This window comes from Massilia phyllosphaerae (assembly GCF_034659755.1).
GTDB classification, from domain to species: domain Bacteria; phylum Pseudomonadota; class Gammaproteobacteria; order Burkholderiales; family Burkholderiaceae_D; genus Telluria; species Telluria phyllosphaerae.
On the sequence record NZ_JAXSQX010000002.1, the window covers coordinates 961,056 to 986,635 of the forward strand.

Here is a 25,580-nt window from a genome sequence, read left to right on the forward strand (position 1 = left end):
CGGGTAGGACTCCTGGAAGACGGGACAGATAAGAACCCGTCATTCCCGCGAAAGCGGGAATGACGGTCTTACTGCAGGCGACGGTTTCTCGCCCGACGGCTTGCGCGCTTTAGACAATCCCGCTACTGCTAGCCCCCGCCTTGGCCGGCCTGCCACTTGCCACGCGGTCGCGATAACCGCTGTTGCGATAGCACGCCACCGGATCCGCCGCCCCGCCCGCGCGCATGCGCGCCATTGCCAGGATCGCGCTGACGTCGGTACGGAACGCATGCTTCAGCGTCGCCGCCGCCTGCATGGCGTCGTTGTTCTGCTGGTGCTCGGCCAGCGCGGCACGGTCGACCAGGGCCGACTGGATGTAGGCGCGCTGGACTTCGACGGCGCTGTTCATCAGGCTTTCGATCGGGTCGGTCACGTTGTGCGACTGGTCCAGCATGTAGGCCGGCTTGAAGGCGCTGCCTTCGCGTTCGGCGGCGTCGGCCAGCTCGTTAAAGACCAGGAACAGCTGGAATGGATTGATCGAACCGGAGTCCAGGTCGTCGTCGCCGTACTTGCTGTCGTTGAAGTGGAAGCCGCCGAGCTTGCCGAACTGCGCAAGGCGGGCGACGATCATTTCGATGTTGGTGTTCGGCGCATGGTGGCCGAGGTCGACCAGGCACTTGGCCTTCGGTCCCAGGGCGGTGGCGGCGGCGAAGCTGGTGCCCCAGTCGGCGATGGTGGTGGCGTAGAACGCCGGCTCGAACAGCTTGTGCTCGATGAAGATGTTCCAGTCCTCCGGGAGCGCATCAACCACCTGGCGCATGCTCTCCAGGTAGCGCTCGAGCGCGCCGCGCAGGTTGTGCTGTCCCGGGAAGTTGGCGCCGTCGCCGACCCAGACGGTCAGCGCCTTGGAGCCGATCGCCCGGCCGATCTCGATGCACTCGATGTTGTGGGCCACGGCCTGGGCGCGCACGGCGGCGTTGGTCGCGGTCAGGCTGCCGAACTTGTAGCTCAGTTCCTGGTTCGGGGCGTCCGAAAAGGTGTTCGAGTTGACGGCGTCGAAACCCAGGCCGAGTGCGGCGCCCTTCTCGCGCAGTTCGCCGGCGTCCGTGACCTTATCCCACGGGAAGTGCAGCGACACGGCCGGCGTGGCCTGGGTCAGCTGGTTGATGACGGCGCAGTCTTCCAGTTTTTCGAACACGTTGCGCGGCTCGCCACGGCCGGCGAAGCGCGCGAAACGGGTGCCGCCGGTGCCCACGCCCCAGCTCGGGACGGCGACCGTGAACGCCTGCGCCAGCGCGGTCAGCCTGTCGATGTCCTGGCCGCGGCGCGCCAGCATGCCACCCAGTGCCTCATAGTCCGCCTGCACCTGCGCAGCCAGTTTGTCGTTGTGTTCGGCCACCAGGCCCGCGTCGATCAGATTCCCGTTCATTCTCGTCTCCTTCGTGTGCCGGTGTGCCGGCGACTGCTTATTTATAAGTATCGTTCGTAGGGTGGGCACTACGTGCCCACGCGGAAGCCGGCATCACGCAAATGTCGCACGTGGGCACAGGGTGCCCACCCTACCTATCTGATATATCAGTTAAGCGTGACAACTTAACATCAGCCTGGCGCGATTGCAATACCAAATCGCTGCGCAATCAGCGCGTAAATGCGGCGGCGTTGCCGGCATCGACGTTCAGCACGTTGCCGGTGCTCTTGCCCGCCTTGTCGCTGGCCAGGAAGTACACGGCTTCGGCGATATCCTCGGGCAGCACGCTGCGCTTGAGCATCGAACGCTTGCGGTAGAACTCCTCGACGTCGTCGGTGCCGATCTTGTTCGAGGCGGCGCGCTCTTCCTTCCACTTGCCGTCCCAGATGCGCGAGCCGCGGATCACGGCGTCCGGATTCACCACGTTGACGCGGATGCCGAACTCGGCGCCTTCCAGCGCGACGCAGCGGGCCAGGTGCAGCTCGGCCGCCTTGGCGGTGCAGTAGGCCGAGGCGCCTGCGGATGCCACCAGGCCGTTCTTCGAGCCGACGAACACCATGCTGCCGCCCAGTCCTTGCTGCTTGAGCATCTGGAAGGCGGCGCGGCTGGCCAGGAAGTAGCCGGTGACCAGGATGTCCTGGTTGCGCTTCCAGATGTCGAGGGTGGTTTCATCCAGCGGCGCGGCCGACGCGATGCCGGCGTTCGAGACCAGGATGTCGACGCCGCCGAAGCGCAGCGCGGTGCTGCCGAAGATGGCGGCCACCTCCTGTTCGCTGGTGATGTTCGCCTGCACGATGGCGACGCTGTCCTTGCCGCCGACCTTGACCAGGTCGGCCTTGGCCTGTTCCAGCGCTTCGGCGTCGATGTCGGTCAGCATCACGCAGGCGCCTTCCTGCAGCATCTGGCGTGCGACCGCCTGGCCGATGCCGCCGGCGCCGCCGGTGACGAGGGCGATGCGGCCGCCCAGGCTCTTCGGCTTGGGCATGCGCTGCAGCTTGGCTTCTTCGAGCAGCCAGTATTCGATGTCGAAGGCTTCCTGTTCCGGCAGGCCGACATAGGTGTCGACGCCGTTCGCGCCGCGCATCACGTTGATGGCGTTGACGTAGAACTCGCCGGCGATGCGCGCGGTGGCCTTGTCTTTCGCAAACGACAGCATGCCCACGCCCGGGATCAGGTAGATGATCGGGTTGGCGTCGCGGATTTTCGGCGAATTGTCACGCTTGCTGCGCTCGTAATAGGCGGTGTAGTCGGCGCGGTAGGCTTCCAGGCCGTCGTCCAGGCCGGCGACCAGCTTGTCCACGAATTTGTCACGATCTGGTGCGGTCGGATCGAAGTCCAGCACCATCGGGCGGATCTTGGTGCGCAGGAAGTGGTCCGGGCACGAGGTGCCCAGCAGCGCCAGCGGGCCCAGGTCGGCGCTGCCGACGAATTCCAGCACGGCATCGCTGTCGTCGAAGTGGCCCAGCTTGTATTCGGTCTTGCTGATCTTGCCGCGCAGGAGCGGCATCAGGCGGGCGGCGACGGCGGCGCGCTCCTCCGCCGGCAGCGGCTGGTATTTCTGGCCACCGAACACCGGCTGCTTGATGTTCGCGTTCAGCCAGTCCTCGGCGCGCTTGATCATCTGCAGCGTGGTCTCGTAGCACGACTTGGCGTCGTCGCCCCAGGTAAACAGGCCGTGGCCTTCGAGGATGATGCCCTTCAGGTTCGGCTGTTCCTGCGACAGCTTTTCCAGTTTCAGGCCCAGGTCGTAGCCGGGACGCTGCCACGGCAGCCAGCCCAGTTCTCCCTCGAACACGCGCTGGGTGATCGCTTCGCTGTTCTTGCAGGCGGCGATCGCGATCACCGAATCCGGGTGCATGTGGTCGACGTGCTTGCGCGCGATGTAGGCGTGCAGCGGGGTGTCGATCGAGGCCGCGCGCGGATTCAGGTTGAAGGTGCAGTGCGGCAGGTAGGCGACCATCTCGTCTTCGAGTTCGAGACCGCGATAGCGCCCCTTGAGCGCGTTGAGCTTGTCCATGTACAGCGTCGAGAAGCCGTCCAGCTTGATCGAGCCGAGGTCGCCGCCCGAGCCCTTGACCCACAGGACCTCGACCTGGCCGCCGCTGAGCGGATCTTCCATCATGATCTTGGCGGAGGTGTTGCCGCCTCCGAAGTTGGTGATGCGCAGGTCCGAACCCAGCAGGTTCGAACGGTACAGCAGCAGTTCCGGTTCGCTCATCCCGGCCGCGAGTTGATCATTCCAGCGTGAGGCGATCGGTTCCTTCGGCTTGGTTTCGCTAGGTGTGCTCATTGACAGTCTCCGTTATTGATTAGTGAAAGCTCGACATCCCTGGCCAGCGCCCTCTGGTAAGAAGCGTCCCTGGCAACCCGGACAAGTAGAAATCACGGGGTAATCAGTGTCAACTCAGAAACAGTCAACTTCCTGACCAAGTCTGAATTAATCATTTGCTTGATTGGATTGCGCATTTTGATGCGACGCGTCGTAGAAATAATCAACGGCTTGAGCAATTGGTGATTGACTCGCCCTTGTAGTCTGATTAATCTTTAACGACGCAAAGCATTCCTTTTCGGCATGACTTTAGCGAGCCGCAATACAAAACAGACGGCAACAGGAGGAGACAACATGGTGAATCACAAACGCCGCAAGCGTTTGCTCAAGCTGCTGGCCGAACACCAGACAGCGACGGTGCAACAGCTTGTCGAATGGCTCAACGCGTCCCCGGCGACAGTCCGGCGCGACATCAGCTGGCTCGCAGCCCGCAACCTGCTCACCCGCACCCGCGGCGGCGCAGAAAACCTGCTCCCTAAAAAGCGCCAGTTCGCGCTGTCGAGCGAAACCTTCCAGAACAACATCCAGTGCTACGCGGCGCGCAAGCGTGCCATCGCGCGCCAGGCGGCGTCGATGTGCGTGGACGGCGAAACGATCATCATCAACGGTGGCACCACCACCTTCATGATGGCCGAGTTCCTGGCCGATAAACAGCTGAAGATCCTCACGAACTCCTTCCTGATGGCGGAGCGGTTGCTGGTCTCGAGCGAGAACGAGATCATCGTCCCGGGCGGCAAGGTGTATCGCGAGCAGAACGTGATCCTGTCGCCCTTCGACAACGACATCACCCAGCACCACTACGCCAGCAAGATGTTCATGAGCGTGTATGGCCTGTCGCTGCTGGGCCTGATGGAAGCCGACCCGCTGCTGATCCAGGCCGAGAAGCGCCTGATCAGCCAGGCCGAGGAACTGGTGGTGCTGGCCGACAGCTCCAAGTTCGCCAAGAAGGCCGGCCTGATCCTGTGCGGCCTGGACCGCGTGGCCACCGTCATCACCGACACCAACGCCTCCGACAGCGCCGTACAGCTGCTCGAACAATACGGCGTCAACGTCGTCACCGTGGCGCCCGATGCGGCCGCCCCGGCCCTGTGCGCGCCGCACTTCAATCATGCCTACGACCTGCAGTCGAACCCCGCGTACGACCTGCAGACGGCCGCCATCTTCCAGACGGAGACATCGCATTGAGCATCAAGCATAACAAGATCAAGCGTCTCCTGATGGTTGCCGCCGCCGCCGGCGTTGTCGTCGGGGCAGTTGGCACTTTATCCGGGTGCGACAAGAAGCCCGAGAAAACCCGCATCGCGATGGTCGTGAAAAACCTCGGCAACGGTTTCTTCGACGCCGCCCACGCGGGTGCCGACGAAGCGGCCAAGCAGCTCGGCAACGTCGAGGTGATCTACACCGGCCCGACCACGCCCAGCGCCGAAGGGCAGATCGAGATCATCAACTCGCTGATCAGCCAAAAGGTCGATGCGATCGTCATCTCGGCCAACGACCCGAACGCGCTGGTGCCGATCGCGAAGAAGGCGATGCAGCGCGGGATCAAGGTGATTTCCTTCGATTCGGGCCTGGCGCCGGAAGGCCGCCAGATGCAGCTGAACCCGTCCAACGCGGAACTGATCGGCGAGAAGCAGATCCAGATGGCGGCCAGCTCGATGGGCAGCGGCGGCGGCGAAGTCGCGATCCTGTCGGCCTCGGCCCAGGCCACCAACCAGAACATCTGGATCGGCGTGATGAAGCAGGTGCTGCAAAAGCCGGAGTACGCCAAGGTCAAGCTGGTCGCCACCGTCTACGGCGACGACCAGTCGGACAAGAGCTACCGCGAAGCGATCGGCCTGCTGCGCAGCCACCCGAACCTGAAGGCGATCATCGCCCCGACCACGGTCGGCATCGTCGCCGCCAGCAAGGCGGTGGTCGACGAGCACCTGGTCGGCAAGGTCTACGTGACCGGCCTCGGGCTGCCATCCGAGATGGCCGGCCACGTCAAGAGCGGCGCGGTCAAGGAATTCGCGATCTGGAATCCGATCGACCTGGGCTACGCCGCCACCTTTGCGGCCGACCAGTTCGTGACCGGCAAGGCCGCGGCCAAGGCGGGCACGCCGGTGTCGGTCGGCCGCCTGGGCCAGGTGACGCTGGACGACAAGGGCGAAGCGGCGCTGGGACCGCCGTTCACTTACAACGCAGAGAACGTCGAGAAGTTTGCGAAGATGTTCTGATGGTTTGCCGCGGCGAATGTGCCGCGGCGCTGCATCGATAAGTGTTGGCAGTAAGCCGTCGCCCCTGCTCAGGCAGGGGCCCAAGTTCTCGGCGCCGCGTTGACTCGTCCAACTTGGGTCCCTGCCTTCGCAGGGACGACGGTTTCTCTGCTAACGGGAAAATCACTTTGTCTGCTTAAATTATGCCCGTCACCCAAGCCCCAATCACGCCGGCGTACGCCGATTCTTCGGCCGCCCCACCCGTCCTCGAACTGACCGGCATCAGCAAGCGCTTCAACGGCATCCACGCCCTCAACGACGTCGGCCTCACCATCCGCGCCGGCGAAGTCATGGCCTTGGTCGGCGAGAACGGCGCCGGCAAGTCGACCATGGTGAAAACCCTGACCGGCATCTACCAGCCCGACGCCGGCAGCATCCTCCTCGACGGCAAACCGGTGGTGCTGAAAAGCCCGCAGGAAGCCATGCAGGCCGGGATCACCGCCGTGCACCAGGAAACCGTGATGTTCGACGAACTCTCGGTGGCCGAGAACATCTACGTCGGCCGCCAGCCGACCCGCGCCGGCGGCCGCATCGACTGGCGGCGCATCGAGGCCGAAGCGGAAGCCCTGTTCGCGCGCCTGGAAGTGGCGCTGCCAGTGCGCGCGCGCGTAAAAGACTTGTCGGTGGCGCAGCGCCACTTCGTCGAGATCGCGCGCGCGTTGTCGCAGGAGGCGCGCGTGGTGATCATGGACGAGCCGACCGCCGCGCTGTCGCAGCGCGAGATCCGCGAGCTGTACCGCATCATCGCCCAGCTCAAGGCCGCCGGCACCGCCGTCATCTTCATCTCGCACAAGTTCGACGAAATCTTCGAAGTGGCCGACCGCTACACCGTGCTGCGCGACGGGAAGTTCGTGGCCGACGGCGCGCTGTCCGCCATCACCGAGGCCGAGCTGGTCGCGCTGATGGTCGGCCGCGCCGTCAACGATGCCTACCCGAAGGCGCAGGCCGAGATCGGCGGTCCGCTGCTGGAAGTGGACCAGCTGTGCCACCCGACCGAATTCGACAAGGTGAGTTTCACGCTGCGCCGCGGCGAGATCCTCGGTTTCTACGGCCTGGTCGGCGCCGGCCGCTCGGAAGTGATGCAGGCGATCTTCGGGATGACGCCCGGCGTGACCGGCAGCGTGCGCCTCGAGGGCAAGCCGGTCGCCATCTCGACGCCGAGCCAGGCCATCGCGCACGGCATCGCCTACGTGCCGGAAGACCGCCAGCACCACGGCGCCCACCTGACGATGCCGATCCAGCAGAACATCTCGCTGCCGATCCTGTCCAAGATTGGCTTCTTCCTGCGCGGGCACCGTAACCACGAAACGCAGATCGCGCGCCACTTCGCCGAGCAGCTGGAACTGAAGGCGAGCCACCTGACCCAGCACGTGTCCGAACTTTCCGGCGGCAACCAGCAGAAGGTGGTGCTGGGCAAATGGCTGGCGACCGATCCCAAAGTGATCATCCTGGACGAGCCGACCAAGGGCATCGACATCGGCTCCAAGGCCGCGGTGCACCGCTTCATCAGCGAACTGGTGACGCGCGGTCTGTCGGTGATCCTGGTGTCGTCCGAACTGCCGGAAGTGCTGGGCCTGGCCGACCGCGTGGTCGTGATGCAGCACGGGCATGTACGGCGCGTGTTCGAACGCGCCGAGGCGACGCCGGAAATCGTGGTGGCCGCGGCATCGGGCATCGAACTGGCATCCGCGCAACGAGAGGAAAACGCAGCATGAAATCCCTGTTTCAACGCGAGCCCCTGCTCGCCCTGATGGTCGTGGCGCTGGTGCTGGCAGTCGGCATCAAGGCCCCGGTGTTCCTGAGCGCGCCCTCGCTGGCCAACCTGGTCACCGACAGCACCCTGCTGGTGATGCTGGCGCTGGCCCAGATGCTGGTGGTCGTCACGCGCGGCGTCGACCTGTCGGTGGCGGCGAACCTGGCGCTGTCCGGCATGGTCGCGGCGATGCTGGCCTCGCACCATCCGGAGGCGCCGCTGTTCGCGGTGGTGCTGATGGCGGCCGTCACCGGCCTGGTGCTGGGCCTGGTCAACGGCTGGCTGATCGGCTACCTCGGCTTGCCGCCGATCGTCATCACGCTCGGCACCATGAGCGTGTACCGCGGCCTGGTATTCGTGCTGTCGGGCGGGACCTGGGTCTCGGCGCACCAGATGCCGGCCGAGTTCATCGCGTTTCCGCTCACGCGCCTGTTCGGCCTGCCGCACCTGGTCTGGATCGCCGTCGCCGCGTTCGCGCTGTTCCTGTTCATCGCGCGCTTCACCCGCTTCGGGCGCGACCTGTTCGCGATCGGGAATGCGCCGCAGTGCGCCGGCTACATCGGCATCCCGACCGCGCGGCGCCTGCTCTGGACCTACGGCCTGTCCGGACTGGTGGCCGGCCTGTGCGGCTACCTGTGGGTGGCGCGCTACGCGGTGGCCTACACCGAAGTCGCCTACGGCTTCGAGTTCACCGTGATCGCGGCCTGCGTGATCGGCGGCGTCAGCATCGCCGGCGGCGTCGGCTCCGTGACCGGCGCCCTGCTCGGCGCGCTGTTCCTGACCGTCATCGGCAACGCGCTGCCGGTGCTGCAGGTGTCGCCGTTCTGGCAGAGCGCCCTGACCGGCCTGGTGATCCTGGCGGCGGTGCTGGTGAACGCCCGCGGCGGCCGCAAGGGCAGCCGCCAGATCCTGCCGCTGCACAAGAACCAGCTCGAACCGGCCGCGCACTAATATAACTACAACAGGAGACCGCGTGAACACCACCGCCATGCCGACCCCGCAGTCGAACAAACCGACCTCGCGCTATACCATCCTCGACCGCGAAGCCGTCAAGCTCAAGAGCGTCCTGGGACGCTGGGAGACCCTGCTCGCCCTGCTCCTGATCGTGGTCTTCACGGTCAACAGCATCGTGCTGCCGCACTTCCTCGACCTCTACAACCTGCTGGACGGTACCCAGAACTTCAGCGAAAAGGCGCTGATCGCGCTGCCGATGGCGCTCCTGATCATCTGCCGCGAGATCGACATATCGGTGGCCGGCACGCTGGCGCTGTCCTCGGTGGCCATGGGGCTGGCGATGCAGGCCGGCTTTCCGCCGGCGACCCTGGTGCTGGTGGCACTGGCGGCGGGCTGCGCCTGCGGCCTGCTCAACGGCGTGCTGGTCACGCGTTTCGGCCTGCCCTCGATCGTGGTCACCATCGGCACCGTCTCGCTGTTCCGCGGACTGGCCAGCGTGGTCCTGGGCGACAAGGCCTTTACCGGCTACCCGCAGCTGATGGCCGACTGGGGCCAGGGCTACTTCTTCGGCATCGTGCCGCGCGAATTCGTGGTGCTGCTGGCCTTCGCGGCGCTGTTCGCCTTCGTGCTGCACGCGACGTCCTGGGGCCGCCGCATCTTCGCGATCGGTAACAACCCGGACGCAGCGCGCTTCTCCGGCATCGCGGTCGACCGCTACCGCCTGGCGCTGTTCGTGCTGACCGGCGCCATGGCCGGCCTGGCCGCCTTCTTCCTGACCGGCCGCATCGGCTCCACCCGTCCCAACATCGCCACCGGCTGGGAACTGGAAGTGATCACGATGGTGATCCTGGGCGGCGTCAGCATCGCCGGCGGCGCCGGCACCATCGGCGGCGTGCTGCTCGCGATCCTGACGCTGGGCGTGGCCACCTACGGCATGTCGCTGGCGAACATCCCGGGCATCTACATGACCATCGTGGTCGGCGTGCTGCTGCTGGCGACGATCGCCCTGCCGCGCCTGCTGCGGGCACGCCGGGTCGGCAAATGAACGACGCCATCAAGCCGGACGCCCTGATCGTCCTCGACATCGGCAAGACCAACGCCAAGCTGGCGCTGATCGACGCCGGCGGGCGGGTGCTGGCCGAACAGCGCCGCCCGAACGCGGTCCTGGCCGACGGCCCCTATCCGCACCACGACACCGAAGGCCTGTGGCAGTGGCTGCTGGCGACCTGCCGCGGCTTCGCCGGCCTGGCCGAGGTCTCCGCCATCGTGCCGGTCACGCACGGCGCCACCGCGGCGCTGGTCGACCGCGACGGCCTGGTGTTGCCGGTGCTCGACTACGAAGCCCGGCTACCCGGCGTCGACTACACGGTACGCCCGACTTTTGCCGAGACCTGCTCGCCCGACCTGCCGGCGGGCCTGAACCTGGGCCGCCAGCTGGCCTGGCTGCAGCAGACCTATCCGGCGGAATTCGCCCGTACCCGCCACATCCTGATGTACCCGCAATACTGGGCCTGGCGCCTGGGCGGGGCCGCCGCCGGCGAAGCGACCTCGCTCGGCTGCCACACCGACCTGTGGAATCCACGCACCCAACAGTATTCGTCGCTGGTCGAGCGCATGGGCTGGCGCAAGCTGATGCCGCCGCTGGCGCCGGCTTCGGCCTCGCTCGGCACGCTGCGCGCCGAAGTGGCCGACGCCACCGGCCTGCCGCGCGGCTGCCAGGTGCTGTCCGGCATCCACGACAGCAATGCCTCGCTGCTGCGCTACCTGGCGCAGGACGAGCGCGCCGGTCCGCGCACGGTGCTGTCGACCGGCACCTGGATGATCGCCGCCGCCTTCGGCGTCGCCCTGGACGGCTTGCGCGAAGACGCCGACATGCTGGCCAACACGAATGCGCTCGGCCAGCCGGTGGCCTGCATGCGCTTCATGGGCGGACGCGAGTTCGCCGAACTGGCCGGCGCCGTGGTCGAACCCTGCGCCATCGAGGACATCGAGCGCCTGGTGCGCCGGGGGACGCTGGCCCTGCCCTGCTTCGCCGCCACCGGCGGCCCGTTCGCCGGCCGCAGCGGCGCCATCGAGGGTCCGCCGCCGCGCGACGGGCGCGAACGCTACGCGCTGGCGACCCTGTATTGCGTGCTGATGACCGATTACTGCCTCGATGCGCTGCGCGCGACCGGCCCGCTCGCGGTCGAGGGTAGCTTTACCGCCAACCCCTGGTTCGGGCCGCTGCTGGCCAGCCTGCGTCCGCACCAGACCGTGAGCTACTCGGACGATGCCAGCGGCACTACTTGCGGCGGCTGGATGCTGCGCTACCGCGACGGCGTACCGCCGGGGGCGAGCAGCGCGATCGGGCCGCGCGCGGTGGCGGGGCTGTCGGCATACCGCCAACGCTGGCACCAGGCCCTGAACCTCACTGAGCCTGCTGCGTCATTGCCCGCGTGAGCCCACTCGGGCCGGCAGGCCGGCGCGGCTGCCACACCCAGTCCAGCCCGCGCACGTAGCCGTCGCCCTTCACGCTCGTATGGTCGAGCCCTTCCATGCGGTAGTTCCGCAGCGCCAGGCCACTGTAGTTGCGAGTGGCCAGCTGTCGCTGGAACGCCACGATCGGCTCGCGGAAGCCGGCATACTCGTCGCCGCCGTAGGAGATGAACATGCGCGCCGGCAGCGACTTGTGCGTGCGGGCGTACTGCTCGTCGAGCTTCGCCAGCGCGCCCTGGTTCCAGCCGGCCGCCGGGCTGATCGCGACGTGGCCGGCGAAGAAGCCGGGCGCCTTGTAGGCCGCCGCGATCGCGAACAGTCCACCGAGCGAACTGCCGCCGATCACGCGCCCGGTCTTGTCGCCGCGGAAGCGCGACTCGACCAGCGGCGCTACTTCCTGCGTGATGAAGCTCAGAAGGCGTCGGCCTTGCCTGAGTTCGCATCCGTGGCGGTGATCGTGTAGTCCTTGCGCCGCTCGACGTCGTAGTCCGTGCCCGCCGGGTAGGACAAGCCGACCATGATGAACTCGGGCGCCCGGTTATCGTAGATCAGGTTGCCGTAGGTGGATACCAGCAGCGGCGTGTCCCAGTAGGCGTCGAGGTAGTACAGCACCGGATAGGTTTTACCCGGACTGGCCGCGTAGCCCGACGGCAGGACCACCACCAGCTCGTACTTGCGGCCCGCCTTGGACTGCAGCGGCACGATCCGGGTATTGTTCAACACGAACTGCTTGTATTCGGCCTGCGCCGCTGCCTGAGCGGCGGGCGCCAGCCAGAGGCCGGATACCGCCGCCAGCACCACCAATAAACGTTTGCCCATCGAAGTCTCCTGATGATCCATGCATGCCCGGCTCAGCGCGGCAGCTCGGCCGCGGCGCCGGTGACGGTGAGGCGCGCCGACACCGTCTTCGCATGGCGCGGCTGGCCGCCGCCGAGGTACAGCGTGTAGACGCCGGGGACCACGCGGCGCTTGCCGGCGGCATCGACCGAGGACAGCGCGCGCGCATCGAGCGCCAGGCTCACCTTGGCGCTGGCACCGGCCGCCAGGTGCACGCGGCTGAAGCCGGCCAGGGTCGGGTTGGCCGGATCGCCCGGCTTGGCCAGGTACAGCTGCACCACCTCGTCGCCGTCGCGCGCGCCGCTGTTGGCCACCTCCACCGTCACGCTTGCCGGCTGGCCGGCCGCGACCGCGGCTGCCGCCAGCGCCGGCGTGCGGTAGTCGAACCGGGTGTAGCTCAAGCCGTGGCCGAAGGGGTACAACGGCTCGCCGCGGAAGTAGCGGTAGGTGCGGCCTTCCATGCGGTAGTCGGGGAATGGCGGCAGCTGGTCGGCCGATTTGTAGAAGGTCACCGGCAGGCGGCCGGCCGGGCTGTAGTCGCCGGCGATCAGGCCCGCCACCGCGTGCCCGCCCTCGCCGCCCGGATACCAGGCCTGCACGATCGCGGGCAGGTGCTTGTCGGCCCAGTTGACCGCCAGCGCGCTGCCGCTCATCAGCACCAGTACCGTCGGCTTGCCAACCGCCGTGACGCATTCCAGCAATTGCTGCTGCGGCGCCGGCAAGTCCAGGCTGGTACGGTCGCCGCCGGCGAAGCCCGGCACCTGCAGCTTGAGTTCCTCGCCTTCCAGGTTGGCGTTCAGGCCGCCGACGAACACCACCAGGTCGGCCCGTGCGGCGGCGTCGACCGCTTCGCGGCCGCTGTCGATCGGCGGACTCCAGACCAGCTTCTGGTTGCCGCGCGCGCCCTTCTGCACCGCCTCGATGCGGATCGGATAAACCTGACCCGCCTTGAGGTCGACCTTGCCGTAATCGATCGACGGCGAATCGGTGACGTCCCAGGCATCCACGATCGTTTTGCCGTCGAGCCACATGCGATAAGCGCCGCTGGTGACAAAGCGCAGCCGGTAGGTGCCGCTTGCCGGTGCCTTCAGGTAACCGCTCCAGCGCAGCGCCGTGTTGCGCTTGCCGTCCTGCCATTCGACGCGGGCCGCTGATTCGATCCGTTTCAGTGTCGGTGTGCCTTCCGGCGCCGTGCCCGAGAAGTGCTCGGCGTTCAGGCCGGGCGTGCGGCAAGCGGCGTCGGCACAGAAGGCGGTGGCGGGCACCGCCGGCTCGGCCGGGCCGGCCAGGCCGGAACCCTCTGCGTAGATCACCTTGGCGTCGGGATAGCGGGCACGGATACCGGCCAGGACCGTTACCGGATGCGATGGCTGGCCATTGTAGTTGCCGACCAGAGCATCGTCGCTGTCGGCGTTCGGTCCGATCACGGCGATGGTGCGCGGCGCCTGCTTCAACGGCAGCAAGCCGTCGTTCTTCAGCAGCACCATCGATTCCTGCGCCATCTTCAAGGCCACGGCACGGTGCGCCGGGGTGTCGTAGTCGTCCGCGCGGATGCTGGCGAAAGCCGGCTGCGGATCGAACATGCCGAGCCGGATGCGTCCCGTGAACAGGCGCACCAGCGCGCGGTCGACCACGGCTTGCGGCAGCAGCCCCTGGCGCACCGACCTGACGATCGGTCCGGCCTCGGTCGTCATGCCGTTGCGGTAGTCGCCGCAGATCAGGTCCATGCCGGCCTTGAAGCCGACCGCCACTGCTTCTTCCGGGGTGCGGGTGTAGTGCAGGCTGTCGGGACGGTAGATGTTGGCGGCGCCGCCGCAATCCGAGACCACGAAGCCCTTGAAGCCCCAGGCCTGGCGCAGCGTCTTCTCCATAAGGTCATCGCTGGCGCAGGCCGGAATGCCGTTCACCGCGTTGTAGGCGCACATGACCGATTGCACCTTGCCCTCGGTGACCGTGGCGCGGAAGGCCGGCAGATAGGTGTCTTCGAGATCGTGGGCGGACGGATGCACATCCTCGCGGTGGCGGTTCGATTCCGGGCCGCTGTGCACGGCGAAGTGCTTGGCGGTGGCGATGGTCTTGAACACGGCCGGGTCGCCGCCCTGCAGGCCGTCGATGAAGCCGATCGCCATGCGCGACGTCAGGAACGGGTCTTCGCCATAGGTTTCCTGGCCGCGGCCCCAGCGCGGGTCGCGGAAGATATTGATGTTGGGCGACCATACGGTCAGGCCGCGGTACCACTCGGCGCCGCCGTCGGGCGCGCGGTTTTGCAGGTACTTGGCGCGGAATTCGGTGGCGATGACGTCGCCCGTTTGCCGCATCAGTGCCGGGTCCCAGGTGGCCGCCATGCCGACCGCCTGCGGGAACACGGTGGCGTAACCGGCGCGCGCCACCCCGTGCAGGCCTTCGTTCCACCAGTTGTAGGCCGGGACGCCGAGGCGGGGGATGGCGGGTGCGGCGTTGCCGAGCTGGGCGGCCTTTTCTTCGAGGGTCATGCGCGCCACCAGGTCGTCGGCGCGCGCTTCCGGCGCACGCTGTGGGTCGAGCCAGCCGCAGGATGCGGCCTGGCAGGCGGCCGGCACTTGCTGCGCCAGGCCGGCGCCGGCCGGCAGCAGTGCCGCGGCCAGCGCAAATACCAGTACGCGCCGGGCGCCCGGAGCCGGGGAATCGGATCTTGTCATCTTGTGTCTCCGTGTTCTCTTGTTATCGCTAACAACCTGAGTTGTGCATTCTGTTGATGCGAAGGAATGCTAACACGGAAATGGCCCGATGTTATCGCTAACGCCGGGAATGCAGTCTGCATGAGCACCGTCAATCGGGCCATGCACAGCGGTTGACGCCCACAGTCCGTTTTGTTGAAGTGGCCTTCCAAACCAACGACACGCGCCCAGCGCGATGGAGACGACGATGCGAACGCTGAACTGGATGCGCCGGCTGCTGCCGCGGCTGGCCTTCGCTTGTGAGCAGGAAGCCTGGAACCCGACACGACGGGCACTGATTCTGGCGGCGGGGCTGGCCAGCCTGCTCGCCGGCGGACTCGCCCAGGCCGACGACCTCAACCACAGCAATGGCGGCAGCAGCAAGTGGGCCGCGACATGGGCGACCTCGATCCAGTCGGCCTACGTGGCGCCGACCACGCCGCAAGGCGCCGCGGTACCCGGTTTCGACCCGCAGCCCGACCTCAGCTTCGCGCTGCCCAACGCCACCGTCAACGGCGCCAGTAACCAGACCTTCCGCATGATCGTCAAGCCCGACCTGTGGGCCCATACGATACGCGTGCGCTTCTCGAACGTGTTCGGCACCCGTCCCCTGACCTTCAGCCACGCCGCGGTGGCGCTGCAAGCCTTCCAGGCCAACATCGCGCGCGGCACCAGCGTGCCGCTGCGCTTCCGCGGCAACACCAGCGTCACGATCCCGCCCGGCCAGCAGGTGTTCAGCGATCCGGTAGCGCTGCCTTTCGTGTCCGACGCCGACGCCGACCGCTTCGCCGGCCGCAACCTGGCGATCAGCTTCGCCGTCGACGGCGCCACCGGGCCGGCCAGCTACCATGGGAGCGCCTTCACCACCTCTTATATCAGTGCGCCGAATGCCGGCGACCAGGTGCTGGCCGAGGACGACATCGCCTTCCCCTATTCGACCACCTCCTGGTTCTTCGTCAGCGAAGTCGACGTGCTGGTACCGCGCGACACGCTGGTGGTGGTGGCTTTCGGCGACTCGATCACCGACGGCACCTTTTCCACGCTGAACGGCAACGACCGCTGGGCCAACGTGATGGCGCGCCAGCTGCACAAGCGCCTGGGCGCCAAGGTCAGCGTGGTGAATGCCGGCATCGGCGGCAACGGCGTGGTGGCGCTGCGTACCGGCCAGCCGGCCACCCAGCGCGTAGCGCGCGACGTGATCGGCCTGTCGGGCGCGAACCTGGTGGTCTGGCTCGAGGGCATCAACGACCTCGGCGGCGGCCAGCTGACGCCGCCGCCGGTCATCGCCGGCTACCGCCAGGTAGCGGCCAGCCTGCGCAGCGCTGGACTCGGCGTGATCGGCGCGACGATCACCTCCAGCTACGTGCCGAGCGGCCAGGTACCGGCCAACAGTCCGCTGGCGGCGGTGTCGCCGACGCTGGCGGCGCAATACGGCAACGCCCAGACCGACGCCTACCGCCGGACACTGAACCGCTTCATCCTGAACAGCGGCCTGTTCGACGCCACCGCCGATTTCGACGCTGTCACCACCGACCCAGCCACCGGCACGCTGCTGGCGCCCTATGTGCCGAACAGCGAGGGCAGCGCCGGCGATTATCTGCACCCGAACCGGGCCGGCTATCAGGCGATGGGCGTGGCGGCGGCGAATGCGGTGAGCGGCTGGCTGGCACGGAGCGCCGTGACGGCGACCACGGCACGCTAAGCGCTGCATCCAGATTGGCGCCCATGCATGCAAGACGCGGGGGCACCTTGGCGGCTCAGCGCTGCGACAAGACCTCGAGCGGCACGCCGCCGCGTGCCGCGCGCATTGTCACCAGCTTCACCGGCTCCAGCGCGTTCTCCGGCTTGCCGTCGGTGGTGACCGCCAGCGCAATCGTGTTGTCGCCGTTCGGATCGAGGATACCGGGCGGGATGACGAACACGCGCTGCGGTCCGATGTTGGCGGCAAACTGGCCCATGTTCCAGCCGTTGATGAAGATGAGCGCGCGGTTGTCGCGATCGGATCGGGGCTTGGAAGTATCGCCGAAGGCAAGGCCGAGCTGGACGTCGTGGCCCTTCGGCAGGTCGAGCTTGACCTGCGTGCGCAGCCAGTAGGTGCCGGCCGCCGGCGGCGCGGCGCCGGGCTGGGCCGCGGTCCAGCCGGTCCTGGAAGCCGACGGCAGGTGCCAGCCTTCGCGCTCGCCGTACAAGCCGCCGTTGTTGAGCGGGCCGCGCAGCTTGTCGCTGCCGTCTTCGCCACTGCGGGTGCCCTGGATGCGCCACGCGATCGGCACGCCGAAGCGCTGGCCGCCACGGACCGACAGCGACGCCGCGATCAACCCACGCGCCTCGCGGTGGGCATCGTCGGCCATCAGGTCCCAGTTGTGCGAATTGTTGCGCACCATGACGGCGATCGTATGCGCGCCGGGTGACAGCGCGCCCAGTTGCAGCTTGACGCTGTCGGTGGTCTCGGGAAAGGCGCGGCCGGTATCGAGTTCGTGCTGGCCGGCGAAGCGGCCGTCGATCCAGACCTGCAGCATGCCGCCGCCACCGCCGCCATAGAACAGGTCCAGCTCGTATTTGGGAGCCAACCCGCCTCCGGCCGCGATCTCGGCGCGGCCGCGGTACCAGACGTCGCCGTGGTGGAAGCCGTAGTCGCTCATCGCCAGCGTCGGCTGGCCGCGCTCGGGCAGGGTCCAGGTCTGGGCGGCCGAACCGCGATGGTCCGCTTTGATCCACGCGCTGTCGTCGAAGCCGGGTTGCGCTTCCGGGCTGTCCATGCGGCGGCTCCAGGCCAGCGTGGCCAGGTCCGGCAGCCTGATGGCCTCCGGTCCCTTGAGCGTGCCCGTGCGCAGGCTGCCGTCCGGCTGGGCGCTGGTGGCCAGTGGCGCGCCGTTGAAGCTGACCGAAGTCGCGGCGGGCGCCCACACCTCCAATGTACCGTCCTCGGTGGTGTCGCCGGTCAGCGCCAGGCGGCCGCCTTCGATATGGGCCGAGCGCAGCAGCGCGCCGCCCAGCTGCAGCATGCGCCCCGCGCCTCCGTCCTTGCTCTCAATCCTGGCGCTCCAGAAGCGCGTGCTGGTCTTTTCGTCGGCCAGCAGCAGAAGCAGCGGCGCGCGGCCACCGCCCGTGATGCGCACGCGCGCCAGGCCCTCGTGGGTGTAACCCAGCTTCAGGTCGCCCCTGGCCGCATCGAAGGTCGAGGTCACGCGCCCGGCCAGCACCTCAACCTTGGGCGCCCCTGCATAACGCAGTACGGTTTCTCCGGTTTCGCCGTCGCGGCCCTGCAGCAGCACGATATCGCGCTCGCCGTTCGGCAGGTGCGCCTGCAGCTCCGACGTCGAATACACCAGGTGCTGGCGCTGCAGGTCGACGTCGGCCAGCAGCATCTTGGCATCCTGGCCGTTCAGGCGCGCAGCCAGCGTGTAGCTGCCGTCGCGCGTCGTCAGGTCGAAACTGAAACGGTCGTCGCTCAGCAGGTCGGACGGCTGGTGCACGGCAAACAGCACGTGACCGCCGAGCGCCGCGTTGACGTTGTGGTAGACGCGCACCTTCGGCGACGAGGTCCTGATCTCCGGCCCCTTGTCCATCTGCGCCAGCACCGGTTCGGCTGCCTGCACCAACATGCCCTGCTGCTTGAGCGCCAGCGCCTTGGGCCGCAAGCCGCGGTCTTCCGAGATCGGCGCACCGTAGTCGTAGGAGGTGTACACGATCGGCCCCGGCAGCCAGCCCCAGGAGGTGCCACCGAACGCCATGTACAGGTTGTGGATGGTGATGCGGTTGATCAGGTCGGTACCGTAGAACACCCGCTGGTAGCCCTTGCCCTGGCGCTCGGCGGTGCAATTGTAGGTGCCGTTCGAGCCCCAGTAGTCGAACCAGCCGGAACCCAGTTCGGCGGCAAAGCCGGGCGTGTTCGGGGAAGTCAGCGAGCCGGCCTTCGGACCCGGCTTGCCATAGATACCCCAGTCCGGCGCGCGGTTGGGGCCGGACGGATCGGCGTGCACGTTGCAGGTGCCGCCCGGGTAGCCGTCAAAGGCGTACAGCTCGGTCGGGCCGGGGTTGGCCCAGGCGGCTTTGGAATCCTTGGGCGCCCAGTCGGGCAGGCGCCCGGCCGCGTTATGGAACATCGGTACGCTGATGCCGTCCGCGCGCGCCTTGGCGGCCAGGTGCGCCATCGCGCGCGCATGCTTGGGTTCGACCTTGCCCAGTTCGTTTTCGAGCTGGTAGGCGATCACGCTGCCGCCGCCGTTGGTGACCTGGTGGCGCGCGATGATGGCATTGATCTGGCCCAGCCACTCGTCGGCCGCGGCCAGGTAGACCGGATCGTCGGTGCGCGCCTCGGCCTTGTTGCGGAACATCCAGCCGGGGAAGCCGCCGCCGGACAGCTCGGCGTTCACGTACGGGCCGGGCCGCGCGATCACGTACATCCCCTCTTCCTCGGCGATGCGCAGCAGGCGGTCCATGTCGCGCACGCCGCTGAAATCGTAGACGCCGGGCTTGGGCGAATGGTAGGCCCAATCGAAATAGAACGAGACGCCGTTGAAGCCGAGCGCCTTCATCTTCTGGATCACGTCGCGCCACAGCGAGGGATTGGGCAGGCGGAACGGATGGATCTCGCCCGACCAGACCACGATGCGCTTTCCGTCGACCTTCAGCGAGTACTGGTCCCAGCTGACCTGCCGCGGTGTGCCGCGCACGGCGGTGGGCGCTGCGGCTGCAGCTGCAGTGCTTGCTGCAACGGGCGCAGCCTTGACCGCCGTCGCATCGGACGCCTGCGGAATGCCCAGCTCCTGCGCCCCACAAGCGCCGGCGGCAAGCGCAAGGGCGAGGACAAGGGCGGGCGCCAGGGAGTCGATACGCGCGGGCGAACGGGGCGGCGTGGAATGGGTCACCGGTTGGTCTCCTGTTGGTGTTGTGCCCGTATTGTCACCGCGATGAGCGATGTGTTGTTGAAATGCCATGCAAGCGCTCAACAACATGATTATTAACGGTCTACAAGGTAGCGTTACCATCCCTCGCCGCGCGATGGCGCTACCATCGACAGCGTCAATACGGGCCGGACAGCCCGACCGACCTTGCCCAGCAAGCGCGCCCCGGCGGCGCCCCGTTCGTACCGACCCACACTATAAAAACGGAGACATCGAACAATGAACAACACAAGCACCTTCGCACGTCCACGCCAGCGGCGCACCCTGGTCAGCCTCGGCGTGCTCGCCATGCTGGCCGGCCTGCAGGCCAATGCCCACGCCCACGCCCAGCAGAGCGCCGCCCAGGCCGACCAGGCGCCACCAGGCAACGAAGCAAGCCAGGCCGACCAGGCCAGGCAGGTAAACGCCGGGCCGCCGAACGACGGCGCCCCGCCCCAGGCGCAGCCGCAGGGCCTGGCCCAGGCCGGCGGCCGGCCCGAGAACGTGGTTAACGTGACCGGCTTCCGCGCCAGCCTGAACAGCGCCCTGAACACCAAGAAGAATTCCGACGGCATCGTCGACGTGATCAAGGCCGAAGACATCGCCAAGTTCCCCGATGCCAACCTGGCCGAGTCGCTGCAGCGCGTGCCGGGCGTCGCCCTTGCGCGCGGCGACGGCGGCGAGGGCAAGCAGATCACGGTGCGCGGCCTGAACGCCGGTTTTACGCGCGTGCGCATCAACGGCATCGAGGGCGTGGCGGCGACCGGCGCGTCCGACATCAACGGCAGCACCAACCGCGGCCGCGGCTTCGACTTTTCGGTGTTCGCGTCGGAACTGTTCAACAGCCTGGAAGTGCGCAAGACCTCGGAAGCGGCGGTCGAGGAAGGCTCGCTCGGCGCCACAGTCGACCTGCGCACCGCGCGCCCGTTCGACTTCAAGGGCCGCACCTTCAGCATCGGCGGCCAGGAAATGCACAACGCGCTGACCGGCAAGACCCAGCCGCGCGTCACGGCGCTGTTCTCCGATCGCTGGGACACCGCCTACGGCAAGGTCGGCGTGCTGCTGTCGGGCGCGTTCTCCAAACGGCGCGCCACCGAGGAAGGTTATGAAGCGGTCGAGATCCTCAGCGCCAGCAACGACGGCGGCTTCTGCTCGCCGGTGGGCGCGGCGCGCCAGAACCCGGCCAGCGATCCGATCAAGGGCATCACCCCCACCATGTGCGGCAGCGGCATGCCGCGCGCCACCGACCCAACAGCCTACAACGCGGTGATGGGCCGCACCGACAACTTCGGCGGCACGGTCGCCAACCCGGCCGCCGGCTCGGGCGCCTTCCACCCGCGCATCCCGCGCTACCGCCGCTCGCAGACCGATTACGAGCGCACCGGCATCACCAACAGCTACCAGTGGCGCAATGCGGACAGCGAACTGAATCTCGACCTCATGTACGGCAAGTTCGCCAACAAGCGCTACGACAACTACATCTCGGCGGTCTCGTTCGGGCGCAACCTGGGATCGAACGGCAAGCCGCAGACCTCGATCCTGGACGCCCACTTCAACGACAACGGCAGCTGGGACTACGGCCGCTTCAACGGCGTCGACGTGCGTTCGGAAGGCTTGCTCGACGTGTACACGACCAAGTTCCGCCAGCACGTGCTGTCCGGCAGCCACAAGTTCAGCGACACGCTCAAGCTCGACTTCATGACCGGCACCTCGAAATCCGGTCTGAACGAGCCGATGCGCGCCACCGTGCAGTTCGACGCCCCGAACGTGAACGGCTTTTCGTGGGACTTCCGCGACAACCGCAACGTGCCGACGCTGAACTTCGGCATCGACGTCAGCAACCCGAACAACTTCCAGTTCAACAACCAGGACGCCGCCGGCAACGTGCGCGGCATGTTCGTCGGCCGCTACCTGGACACCACCAACAAACTGCAGACCCACGCCGCCAACCTGCACTGGGAACTGAACGACAACATCCGCACCCACTTCGGCATCTCGAAGCGCAAGAACAGCTGGACCAACTACGAGATCGGCAACAGCGCCAACGGCCTGCCGCTGCCGGCCGGCGTGAGCATGGCCGACATCTCGCGCCAGATCAGCGGCTTCGGTTCAGGCCTGGGCGGCTCCGGCGTGCCGTCATCCTGGACCGCGGTCGACCTCAACAAGTTCCTCGGCGTGGTCAACATCGAATGCCATTGCGCGGCGGTGCCGGGCTCGGAATACAACGTGCTGGCCCAGACCAACCGCGGGGTCGAGGAAAAGATCGACGCGCTGTACGGCATGGTCGACTTCAACTACGATTTGTGGAACATCGCCTGGCGCGGCAACGTCGGCGTGCGTGGCGCCGAGACCAAGGCCACGTCGATGGCCCTGATCAACGTGCAGGGCCAGCTGCAGCCCAACAGCGGCACCAAGAAATACCGCGACTGGCTGCCGGCGCTCAACCTGACCGCCCAGCTGCCGAAGGACGTGTTTCTGCGCTTCTCGGCGGGCAAGACGCTGTCGCGCCCCGAGTACACCGACCTGGCGCCGAACGCGACCGTGTCGCCGATTTCGCAATCGGTCTCGATCGGCAACCCGAACCTGGACCCGATCCGCGCCAATACCTACGACCTGCAGGCCGAATGGTATTACGCCAAGAACGCGATGGTCTCGCTCGGCCACTTCCGCAAGGACATCAAGAGCTTCATCCAGACCGTCAACGAACGCGTGCCCTACAACACGCTCGGCCTGCCGAACGAACTCCTGATCCTGAACGGCTGCTCGCTGACCGGCGCGCCGATCTGCCAGACCCTGCCGACCACCGAGGTCAACGTCAGCCGCAAGGTCAACACGGCCGGCGGCCCGCTCAAGGGCTATGAATTCAACCTGCAGGCCCCGTTCAGCTTCCTGCCCGGCATATGGAGCAACTTCGGCCTGCTGGCGAATGCGACCCGGGTCAAGTCGAAGATCACCTACATCACCCGCGTCGACAACCCGGCCACGCCGGCCAACGAGCAGCTGACCCAAGTGGCCGACTTCACCGGCCTGTCGCCGCGCACCCACAACCTCACGCTGTATTACGAGGATGCGAAGTTCAGCGCGCGCGTCTCGTCGGCACACCGCTCCAAGTACATCCTGGCGGTGCTGGGCGACGTGAGCGGCCACGACTACACGATCGTCGACGGTTCGACCAACATCGACATGAGCCTGTCGTACAACCTGACGCCGGCGCTGCGCTTGTCGCTGGAAGGCCAGAACCTGACCGACACGCCGCTGCGCTACGGACGCGATACCCAGCGCAACGACACTCTGCTGTACGTGCATTCGGGGCGGTCCTACGTGGTCGGCCTGAACTACAAGTACTAGTCAGCTGCGGGCCAGGAATGCGGCGATCCGGTCGACGTCGACCGGCTTGACGAAGTACTCGTCGAAGCCGGCCTCCCTGGCGGCGGCGCGGTCCTGTTCCTGGCCATAGCCGGTCACCGCGGCCAGGGCCGTGCGCGCCGTTTCGGGCTGGCTGCGCAATCGCCGCGCCAGCTCGTTGCCGTTCATGTCCGGCAAGCCGATGTCGATCAGGCAGGCATCCGGCCGCTCGCTCCGGGCCCGCACCAGCGCCCGCGCCGACGACGCCTCGACGACGACCTCATGGCCGAGGAGGCGGCACAGCGCCGCCAGCACCTCGGCCGCATCGACATTGTCGTCCACCACCATGATCTTCAAGCGCCTGCCGGGCGAGCCCGGCGACGGCGCCGGCGGCAGGTCGGCCAGCGGGCTGTCCTGGCCGGCCGAGCGCGGCAAGGTGAGGACGAACCGGCTGCCCTGCCCCAGCCCGGCACTGTGCAGCGCGATCGTCCCGCCATGCAGCTCGACCAGGCGCTTGACCAGCGCCAGCCCGATGCCCAGGCCACCCTGGGAACGGTCGGACGCACGCTCGGCCTGGACGAACAGTGCGAATGCGTGGGCCAGCACGTCTGCCGTCATGCCGATGCCGTTGTCGCTGACCGTGATCACGACCTCGCGCTCGGCCGCCTGCAGTTCGACGGCGATCGCGCCGCCTTCCGGCGTGTACTTGGCCGCATTGGCCAGGCCGTTGGCGAGGCACTGCACCAGCCGTTTGAGGTCGCCGTTGACAGGCGCCGGCTGCGGCGTCACCCCGACCGTCAGACGGTGGGCGCGCGCCTCGATCAGCGGCTTGACCTGCTCGACGGCCGCGGCGACGACCGTCCTGGCATCGATCTCCTGCAGGTCGAGCGTCACCAGGCCGCGCGTGACGCGCGACACGTCGAGCAGGTCGTCGATCAAGCCCACCATGTGCTTGACCTGGCGCGAGATGATGGCGCTGGTAAGCCCCACCCGTTCGGCATCCAGGCGTCCCAGGCGCAACAGCTCGGCCGCCGAGCTGATCGGCGCCAGCGGATTGCGCAGTTCATGCGCCAGCATCGCCAGGAATTCGTCCTTGCGCCTGTCGTTTTCGCGCAGCGCCAGCGCCGCGCGCGCCCGCGTCACGGCTTCCCAGGTGCGCGCAGCCGTCTGGCGCATCAGCTCGACGTCGGCATCGGTCCATGTGCGCGGTTCGTCGTTATGGGCGAACATGAAGGCCACGGTTTTGCCGCCGACCTGGATCGGCGCCGCGATCGATGCGCGCGCACCGATCTCGGCGTGGGCCCGCGCCGCCGCCCCGGCCGTCCGCGCATCGGCGACCAGGTCGGTGACCCGCATGACCCGTCCCGCGCGCAGGTCCGCGGCCAGGTCGAGTCCGTAGTCATCCAGCCGCTCGCGGCGCGCCGGCAGATCGGGCACGCGGCTGAGGTCATTGTAGTTGTGGCCGACGACGCCGTATTCGACCGCCTCGTCCATGCTGACGTAGCCGACGCGCGGCACGTCGAGGATGCGCGCCAGCTCTTCGGTGGCGACGCGCATCATCGCCGCGGGATCGTCGGCGACGCCCCGCAAGCGGTCGCCGAGCTCGAGCAGCATGGTCTTGTAGGCCTCCGCCTGCTGGGTTGCGAGGATCGTTTCCTTGCGCGCGGTGATGTCGCCGAAGAAGACCGCCAAGCCGTCGTCGAGCGCCGGGTAGATCCGGATTTCCATCCAGGCGGCCACACCGCCCTCGACGATCCGATGGTATTCCATCGCTTCCATCCCGCCGCCCGCGCGCACGCGGCGGTACAGCGCCTCGACGTCGGTGCCGATCAGGTCCGGAAAGACGTCCCAGAAGCGGCGCTCGCGCACGGCGGCGAGCGGGGCGCCGGCGATCCGTGCGGCGGCGCCGTTCACATACACCAGCGCCTCGTCGGCGTCGACGAAGACGAAGCCTTCGGTCATGGTGTCGAAGATGTGCTGGCTGCGGTCGCGCTCCTTGCGCAATGCCGCCTGCGCCAGCGCGCTTTCGACGGCCGACCAGGTACGTTCGGCCACGTCGCGCACGACCAGCACGTCGTCTTCGGTCCAGTGGCGCGGACCCGGCGTGGCGACGTTCAGGTTGGCGACCCAGCGCCCTTCCTTGAACAGCGGCGCGACCAGGAGGGCGCCGATCCGCAGCAGCGCGTAGTCCTGCGCATGAGCGGCGGTCCTGGGATCGGTTTCAAGATCGGCGACGATGAAATCCTGTCCCGCACTCATGGTCGTGACGAGTTCGGGGCCGAAATCGGCGATGCGTCCTGTAGCGGGAATCGGCGGCATGGCGGGCGGGAACCAGCCACCACGGGTATGGAAAGTCGCGCCGTCGGCGCCGATCTCCGCGTACCAGGACTGCGACGCGTTCAGATAGGCGGCGAGCAGCATGGTTGCCGTCCTCACGATGTCCTCGGGCGAGCGCAGCGATTTCAATTCGTCCGCCAGCTTCAGCTGGAAAGCGCGCCACTGTGCGTTGAGGCTTGCCGTGGACCTCGGCAGCGCGGCGCCGGGGTCGCCGCTATCGTGGGGAGGGTGATGCATCGGGTATCGTAGCAGTTTGAAAGATGCCG

At 67.3% G+C, this 25,580-nt stretch carries 15 protein-coding genes; 8 read left to right on the forward strand and 7 right to left on the reverse strand.

The window, feature by feature from the left end; genetic code table 11:
* Positions 1–109 precede the first annotated feature (109 nt).
* Together rhaI and U1H99_RS12325 are read right to left on the reverse strand one after the other, a co-directional pair.
* On the reverse strand, positions 110–1,408 hold the full coding sequence (gene rhaI / locus U1H99_RS12320; RefSeq protein WP_323142024.1) for an L-rhamnose catabolism isomerase: 1,299 nt from the start codon (positions 1,406–1,408) through the stop codon (positions 110–112).
* Positions 1,409–1,616: 208 nt separating this feature from the next.
* Positions 1,617–3,737, reverse strand: a complete 2,121-nt coding sequence (locus U1H99_RS12325) for a bifunctional rhamnulose-1-phosphate aldolase/short-chain dehydrogenase (protein ID WP_323142025.1) — start codon at positions 3,735–3,737, stop codon at positions 1,617–1,619.
* Positions 3,738–4,070: 333 nt separating this feature from the next.
* Here U1H99_RS12325 and U1H99_RS12330 point away from each other — a divergent pair, with 333 nt between their 5' ends.
* The 6 genes from U1H99_RS12330 to U1H99_RS12355 all read left to right on the forward strand — a co-directional run bounded on the left by U1H99_RS12330 (position 4,071) and on the right by U1H99_RS12355 (position 11,177).
* Entirely contained in the window at positions 4,071–4,961 is an 891-nt protein-coding gene (locus tag U1H99_RS12330) for a DeoR/GlpR family DNA-binding transcription regulator (RefSeq protein WP_323142026.1), read from the forward strand.
* 32 nt (positions 4,962–4,993) lie between these two features.
* Positions 4,994–5,992: a rhamnose ABC transporter substrate-binding protein gene (rhaS, locus tag U1H99_RS12335; RefSeq protein ID WP_375341609.1), complete on the forward strand. Its 999-nt coding sequence runs from the start codon at positions 4,994–4,996 to the stop codon at positions 5,990–5,992.
* Between the two features lie 182 nt (positions 5,993–6,174).
* Positions 6,175–7,746 (forward strand): sugar ABC transporter ATP-binding protein, encoded by a 1,572-nt coding sequence (locus tag U1H99_RS12340; RefSeq protein ID WP_323142028.1) that lies wholly within the window; start codon positions 6,175–6,177, stop codon positions 7,744–7,746.
* The gene (locus U1H99_RS12345; protein WP_323142029.1) at positions 7,743–8,735 is read left to right on the forward strand and encodes an ABC transporter permease; all 993 of its coding nucleotides are present in this window, start codon (positions 7,743–7,745) and stop codon (positions 8,733–8,735) included. Before U1H99_RS12340 ends, U1H99_RS12345 begins: the two co-directional genes overlap by 4 nt.
* 37 nt (positions 8,736–8,772) lie before the next feature.
* Complete coding sequence (locus U1H99_RS12350; RefSeq protein WP_375341610.1) at positions 8,773–9,783, forward strand: ABC transporter permease; 1,011 nt, start codon at positions 8,773–8,775, stop codon at positions 9,781–9,783.
* Positions 9,780–11,177 carry an FGGY-family carbohydrate kinase gene (locus U1H99_RS12355; protein WP_323142031.1) on the forward strand — a complete coding sequence of 466 codons (1,398 nt, stop codon included), beginning with the start codon at positions 9,780–9,782 and terminating at the stop codon, positions 11,175–11,177. The genes U1H99_RS12350 and U1H99_RS12355 overlap by 4 nt, the downstream gene beginning before the upstream one ends.
* Here the strand turns inward: U1H99_RS12355 and U1H99_RS12360 are convergent.
* Genes U1H99_RS12360 through U1H99_RS12370 form a run of 3 tightly spaced genes read right to left on the reverse strand, consistent with a single transcriptional unit; the run spans position 11,146 to position 14,728 of the window.
* Complete coding sequence (locus U1H99_RS12360; protein WP_323142110.1) at positions 11,146–11,628, reverse strand: alpha/beta hydrolase; 483 nt, start codon at positions 11,626–11,628, stop codon at positions 11,146–11,148. The two genes, U1H99_RS12355 and U1H99_RS12360, sit on opposite strands and share 32 nt — an antisense overlap.
* Positions 11,625–12,032, reverse strand: a complete 408-nt coding sequence (locus tag U1H99_RS12365; RefSeq protein ID WP_323142032.1) for an alpha/beta hydrolase-fold protein — start codon at positions 12,030–12,032, stop codon at positions 11,625–11,627. The genes U1H99_RS12360 and U1H99_RS12365 overlap by 4 nt, the downstream gene beginning before the upstream one ends.
* Before the next feature lie 32 nt (positions 12,033–12,064).
* A complete protein-coding gene (locus U1H99_RS12370; protein ID WP_323142033.1) occupies positions 12,065–14,728 on the reverse strand; it encodes a glycoside hydrolase family 3 protein in 2,664 nt (887 codons plus the stop codon).
* Between the two features lie 226 nt (positions 14,729–14,954).
* Here U1H99_RS12370 and U1H99_RS12375 point away from each other — a divergent pair, with 226 nt between their 5' ends.
* On the forward strand, positions 14,955–16,448 hold the full coding sequence (locus U1H99_RS12375) for a GDSL-type esterase/lipase family protein (RefSeq protein ID WP_323142034.1): 1,494 nt from the start codon (positions 14,955–14,957) through the stop codon (positions 16,446–16,448).
* A 55-nt stretch (positions 16,449–16,503) separates the two neighbouring features.
* On the opposite strand, the gene U1H99_RS12380 is transcribed toward U1H99_RS12375, so the two are convergent.
* Entirely contained in the window at positions 16,504–19,617 is a 3,114-nt protein-coding gene (locus U1H99_RS12380) for a beta-galactosidase (RefSeq protein ID WP_323142035.1), read from the reverse strand.
* Positions 19,618–19,872: 255 nt separating this feature from the next.
* Between U1H99_RS12380 and U1H99_RS12385 the strand changes: the two genes are divergently transcribed.
* On the forward strand, positions 19,873–22,980 hold the full coding sequence (locus tag U1H99_RS12385) for a TonB-dependent receptor (protein ID WP_323142036.1): 3,108 nt from the start codon (positions 19,873–19,875) through the stop codon (positions 22,978–22,980).
* On the opposite strand, the gene U1H99_RS12390 is transcribed toward U1H99_RS12385, so the two are convergent.
* Entirely contained in the window at positions 22,981–25,551 is a 2,571-nt protein-coding gene (locus U1H99_RS12390; RefSeq protein WP_323142037.1) for a hybrid sensor histidine kinase/response regulator, read from the reverse strand.
* Between the last annotated feature and the right edge of the window lie 29 nt (positions 25,552–25,580).